Annotated in this window: 2 protein-coding genes; one reads left to right on the plus strand and one right to left on the minus strand. The window is 70.9% G+C overall.

All coding sequences use genetic code 11. From position 1 onward, the window contains the following. Positions 1 to 156 precede the first annotated feature (156 nt). Positions 157 to 840, minus strand: coding sequence for a glycerophosphodiester phosphodiesterase (locus H5J30_RS26380; RefSeq protein ID WP_181789834.1), 684 nt, complete (start codon positions 838 to 840; stop codon positions 157 to 159). A gap of 334 nt (positions 841 to 1,174) precedes the next feature. On the opposite strand from H5J30_RS26380, the gene H5J30_RS26385 reads away from it, so the two are divergent. Continuing rightward, positions 1,175 to 2,584: a DUF6421 family protein gene (locus H5J30_RS26385; RefSeq protein ID WP_181789835.1), complete on the plus strand. Its 1,410-nt coding sequence runs from the start codon at positions 1,175 to 1,177 to the stop codon at positions 2,582 to 2,584. The last annotated feature ends 69 nt before the right edge of the window (positions 2,585 to 2,653 follow it).

The raw sequence follows: 2,653 nt of genomic DNA on the forward strand, positions 1-2,653 counted from the left end.
AGTGTGCGCATGGGTAATCTCCTCTGGTCTCTGGATGGTTTTCTTGGGCGCCCGGCCCGGGGCGCAGGGCGCTTTGACGGAAGGCTGCCCGTACCGCTGCGCCCGCACGCGAGCGCACAGGCGCAAGGAGCGGGCGCAGGGGGAGCGCGCGGCGGCTCAGGCGGTGAAGCGCACCGAGTGCTTCATCCCGGGGAAGTCCGTCACGACGCCCTGCAGCCGCAGGCCGCGGGCGAGCTTCAGCTCCTCCGGGGTGTTGACGGTCCAGGCGATGACCTTCAGTCCCGCCTCGTGCGCGCGGTCGGCCAGCTCCAGCGTCAGCCGGCGGATGTTCAGCGACAGCATCACCGCGCCGACCTCGCGGGCGCGGTCGACCACCCCGAGCCCGTAGTGGCTGGCGACCAGCACCCGCGGCACCTCGGGCAGCAGCTGCCGCATCTCCGCGAGCGCCTCGTCGTGGAACGAGAGCACCTCGACCCGGCCGACGAGGTCGTGCGCGGTCATGGCCTCGGCGAGGGCCTTGGCGGCGGCGACGTCCTTGATCTCGACCTGGAGCCGGCCCTTCACGGCCTCGACCACCTCGTCGAAGGTCGGGACGCGCTCGCCCTGGCCGGCGTCCAGCTCGCGCAGTTCCGCGAGCGTGAAGTCGGCGATGGCGCCTTCGCCGTCCGTCGTGCGGTCCACGTCGGGGTCGTGCATGACAACCAGGTGGCCGTCCTTGCTCAGATGCAGGTCGAGCTCGATGGCGTCCATGCCCTCGCGATCCGCGCGAACGAAGGAGCGGATCGTGTTCTCCGGCTCGACGCCCATCAACCCGCGGTGACCGATGGTCAGAAATGACACTGCGCTCTCGCCCTCCGTCGGCGGTCCGTCACAGACTGGCGCAAAGCCTAGGCCAATTCGGGGAGATCGACACCGGTCGTGCGGGGCCCGCCCGGCGGGTCGCGGCAAAGCGGGCGGCGGGGTCACCCGGACGTGGGAGGACCCCGCCCCGGGGGTGCTCCGACGCCCGTACGGTGCAGGTGGCGGGAAGTGCCAGGGTCCAAACCGCGATGCGCCGGAAGATTTGCGCTCCGCGGCCGTGGACCGCGCAAGGTTTCCCGAAGGCCCGCTTGAGGGAGGTCCTCCACCAGGGATACGGTGGGAAGACAGGAAGTTCTTAACGTAGGAGTGGTCCATGACGGAAATTCTTGCTTCCGCGACCGCGGAAGGTGACGTTCTGTCCGCCGCGGACGCCCCGCGCGTAGTCGAGCACCCCGCCTGGGGACGGCTGAAGGACGCCGTCGAGGAGATCCGCCCCTGGCAGTCGAAGGACGGCTCCATCGACTTCGACGCCGAAGGCGCCCCGGCGCGTCCCGCCGCCGAGGACGCCGTCGGGCGGGCCGCCGCCGCGGTCCGCGAGCTGTCCCCCCTGGTGCCGCACGACGCCGCCTACCACGACGCCGTCATCGCCGACCTGCGGCGGTGGGCCGCCGGCGGCTTCGGCGTGCCCGACTTCCTGGACTCGGTGCTCGCCTTCCACCCCGCGGACCACCGCGCCGACGGGCTGCAGCACCTCGTCGTCTTCCCCATGTACACGCAGAACGGCAACCCGGACCGCAACGTCGAGGCCGTCGTCATCCGCGTCGTCTGGCCCGCCTGGCTCGCCGAGCTGGAGCGCACCCGCTACGACAACCCCATGTTCCTCGGCATCACGTTCGAGGACTTCACCTCCGGGTACGACACGAACTCCGCCGTGCTCTTCCCCGAGACCATCGCCATGCGGGAGGTCCCGCCGCGCTTCACCTGGGGCGCCATCTTCTGCGACCGCGAGGCCGCCCGCTTCCGCCGCGTCAGCACCGCGGCCGCCGGGGCCACCGGCCTTGAGCTGCCGGAGGAGGCCCGCGGGCTGCTCACCGACCAGGAGCGCGCGCAGCAGACGTTCGTGCTGTGGGACATGGTCCACGACCGCACGCACAGCCACGGCGACCTGCCGTTCGACCCCTTCATGATCAAGCAGCGGCAGCCGTTCTGGATGTACGGGATAGAGGAGCTGCGCTGCGACCTCACCGCCTTCCACGAGGCCGGCAAGCTCGCCGCCGACGGCTTCCCGCAGGGCCGCGACGTGCAGTACGCGGTGCTGCTGGACCGGCTGTTCCGCTTCCCGGTCACCGGCGAGCGCAACCGCAACTACGACGGCCTCGGCGGCCAGCTCCTCTTCGCGTACCTGCACAAGCACGACGCGCTGCGCTGGACCGACAACCGGCTGTCCGTCGACTGGGACCTGGCCCGCGAGGTCACCGGCCGGCTGCGCAACGAGATCGAGACGCTGTACCGCGAGGGCATCGACCGCCCGAAGCTGGTCCACTGGTTCAAGGCGTACGACCTGGTGTCCACCTACCTCGCCCCGCACCCCGGCTCCACCTGGGCCAAGGGCCCGGACGCGCTCGACCTGGCCAAGCCGCCGCGGAAACTCGTGGACGACGTGCTGCCCGACGAGTTTCCCCTCAGCATGTTCTATGAGGCCCTTGCCAAGAAGCTGCGCAAGGTGATCGAGTCGACACGGGGCATCACGGCCGAGACCGCCGAGCTGGCGGACGCCGCGTGACGGACCCCGCGGTCGGCAGGGCAGCGGAGGAGGAGATCGTCATGAGCCCCGGGGCAGACGGCAGGAACG

The sequence above is a fragment of the Streptomyces phytophilus genome, from assembly GCF_013870535.1.
Lineage (GTDB): Bacteria > Actinomycetota > Actinomycetes > Streptomycetales > Streptomycetaceae > Streptomyces > Streptomyces phytophilus.